The sequence below is a fragment of the Enterobacter cloacae complex sp. HYC074_NIDB genome (genome assembly GCF_056673345.1).
In genome coordinates, this window is record NZ_CP114218.1 from 1 (window position 1) to 3,116 (window position 3,116).

Below are 3,116 nucleotides of genomic sequence, written 5' to 3' on the forward strand. Positions count from 1 at the left end.
AGAGTTCTTGCCCGCACCGCCCGGGACGCCCTCAGCGCGTTTCTGCGGCCTGAGGGCCATTTCCGGCACCATTCCCCGTCTGTATCGCTGAAAAACACTCCTGATGATTTCTGCGCACCTGCATGGCTATGCACGCAGGTGAATGGAGGCTCGTTTCGCGGCATCAATGCCACGAACCCACCGAAATCTACGATCAGCGGCGCGGCGCACGCGGACGTGACCATGTAAAATCCGCCTGCTGCCGTTCTTCATCATGTAACGCCCGCTGACGGTCAGCATGTCGCTGCGATTCGATCTGCGCCCGCGCCCGGTTCAGGACGATATGCCGGTTCTGCTGATTTAGCTTCTTGCCTGACACTCTCTCAGCGGCGGCAACAGCCTCGTCGAGAAATTTTTTCTCGGCGGCCGTCAGGTTGGTCAGTCGGGTCATGTAGTTCTCCGGTCAGAATAATGCTGCACAGTCTGCCAGACACGGCGAAATCGATGAAGCGCCGGCGAGCCTCCTGTGTCGACAGAAACGGTGAACGGGAGCGGATTTTAATCCGGTATCGTGAGGCGTTGGACAAGCCGCAGGCGCGTCAGTGGCTGTTAGCGGGTTTCGGGGCGCAGCCCTGAACCAGTCACATAGCGCTAGCGGAGTGTATACTGGCTTAATATGTTAGCCCGCAGGAAGGAATCACGAAAGTGCTTCATATGGCAAGGGAAAATGTAGCTGCATGGCGTAAGTGCAAAATACTGGTAGCGATGAAATGACGCCTCCTCGCTCACTCGGTCGCTACGCTCCGGCCGTGAGACTGTGGCGGGCGTAACCAGCTCACGAATGACAAGAGAAAGAGCGGCGCTAAAATCAGGAGAAAAAAAGGATGCGGCGTTGCCGTTTTTCCATAGGCTCCGCCCCCCTGACAAGCATCACGAAATCTGACGCTCAAATCAGTGGCGGCGAAACCCGACAGGACTATAAAGATCCCAGGCGTTTCCCCCTGGTAGCTCCCTCGTGCGCTCTCCTGTTCCTGCCTTTCGGTTTACCGGTGTCATTCCGCTGTTATGGCCGCGTTTGTCTCATTCCACGCCTGACACTCAGTTCCGGGTAGGCAGTTCGCTCCAAGCTGGACTGTATGCACGAACCCCCCGTTCAGTCCGACTACCACGCTCTTTTCGGTAACTATCGTCTTGAGTCCAACCCGAAAAGGCACGACAAATCGCCATTGGCGGTAGCCACTGGTAAAGGGGTGTACAAGAGATAACTGGTGCAGAGTTCTTGAAGTTGAAGCCTAACTACGGCTAAACTGAAAGGACGAATTTGGTGGCAGCGGTCTTGTACACCCTGTTACCACGGTTCAGAAGTTCCCCAACTTGCTGAACCTTCGAAAAACCACCTCCCCAGGTGGTTTTTTCGTTTTCAGAGCAAGAGATTACGACGCAACGGAAAGGATCTCAAGAAGATCATCTGTGATGTTCGACAGATATGGGGATATGCACCATGGCCTATCCGGCTTTAACTGAAATGGCGACATCCTTAACCGCAGTCTCAACCCCTGCAGCATTCCTCTGAATGCTGGTCATAACTTCACCGCGCTTCGCGCATGAGTGTAACCCCTTCCCGAGTGATCATCAGGCTGTTTTCAATGCCACAGAGAACATCCTTGGCCAGTTGACTATTGCTGGCCACGACTTGCTCAATTTCTTCAGTCGCGCTACTGACGCTCGCCGCAAGATTACGCACTTCTGCGGCAACAACCGCAAAACTTCTTCCGGATGCGCCAGCCCTTGCTGCTTCAATCGCGGCATTCAGTGCAATAAGTCTTGTCTGCATGGCAAACTTCCGGATGGTTTCCACCATATCGTCAATGCTTTCAGACTGATTGTTGAGCCGTGAGACATCGGTGGAGACAGCCCCCATCCCCTGCGCAATTCTGTCAATCATAAGGATGCTATTTTCAATAACACTGGCACCGTTCTGCGCACTTCCTCGGGTCTGCACGGCCATATCCCATGCATGCACAGCAGCCTCCTGCTCTCTCTGGTTTCGCAGGACATCAGCCGTGACATCTGTAGCGAATTTCACAATTTTATAAAGCTGCCCATCACTGTTAAAGACAGGGTTATAAGTTGCACGGAACCACAGAGGGTCTCCCTGACGGTTAAGGCGTGGAAACAGACCAGAAAAAAACTCACCTTGATTCAGTCTCTCCCAGAAATGTCGGTATTCATCACTTTTGTAAAGCGTCTCGGCACAGAACAGACGATGATGCTTACCTATGATTTCATCCCGCTTATAGCCAGTGGCATTGACGAAATTTTCATTTGCTTCAAGCACGATCCCTTCAGGATTGAAGGTGATGATGGCCATAGAACGGTTTATGGCATTTACGACTGCTTCCTGCTCAAGAGCAGAATGCACGCGCTCAGAAATATCGGCAGCAATTTTAATGACTCTGATAACACGGCCGCGCCTGTCAGAAACGGGGATATAACTGGCTTCAAGCCATACGGAACGATTTCCCTTTGCCAGCCGCAGGTACTTGCCACTAAAGCTTTCTCCCCTGGCAAGGCGCTGCCAGAACTGGCTGTATTCCGGTGAACTTACCAGCGAGGGCGGGCAGAATATACGATGGTGGTGACCGATTATTTCATCAGCCCTGTACCCCATAGTGGAGAGAAAAAGCGGGCTGGCTTTATTTATCACCCCCTCCGGACTGAACTCAATGACAGGCTTATTCTGACAAATTGCGTCATACGAAATGGCTGATCGCTGGAGGTTCAGGGAGAACATATATTTAAGTGAAAACATCTGAATCAGATTGCCCGGATAATGTAAGTACTGCCATGGTTATCGGCTACTCCTTATGTAGCTTTATATATTACTGCGACAGGGCGGGAAAAAGCCCGCTCTTCAGCCATGCCGGCATGATGTCCGGCTCCGGATTTCACGCGTAAAAAACCCGCCATCTTTAGCGGGGTGAACCAGAGATAAGATTCGAAATTGTTACCCGACCGGAACCAGCAGGAACCGGTCCCCTTAATTCTGGAAAGAAATGCATCGCGCTACAAGCAAGGCGGCACTGAGAAGCCTGCCGGGTTTCATCTTAGCTGCCCGGAGCGTCTTATTTAACATA

2 protein-coding genes are annotated in these 3,116 nt (G+C 52.3%); both read right to left on the minus strand.

What is annotated here, in order from left to right; genetic code table 11:
- Nucleotides 1-193: 193 nt before the first annotated feature.
- The gene (locus O1724_RS23855) at nucleotides 194-430 is read right to left on the minus strand and encodes a hypothetical protein (protein WP_063922967.1); all 237 of its coding nucleotides are present in this window, start codon (nucleotides 428-430) and stop codon (nucleotides 194-196) included.
- 1,137 nt (nucleotides 431-1,567) lie between these two features.
- Complete coding sequence (locus O1724_RS23860; protein ID WP_479983980.1) at nucleotides 1,568-2,791, minus strand: methyl-accepting chemotaxis protein; 1,224 nt, start codon at nucleotides 2,789-2,791, stop codon at nucleotides 1,568-1,570.
- Nucleotides 2,792-3,116 lie beyond the last annotated feature (325 nt).

Excerpts from the sequence above, each read along its gene's own strand:
- O1724_RS23855 (WP_063922967.1), bottom strand. The coding sequence starts at position 430 with ATGACCCGACTGACCAACCTGACGGCCGCCGAGAAAAAATTTCTCGAC.
- O1724_RS23860 (WP_479983980.1), bottom strand. The coding sequence starts at position 2,791 with ATGTTTTCACTTAAATATATGTTCTCCCTGAACCTCCAGCGATCAGCC.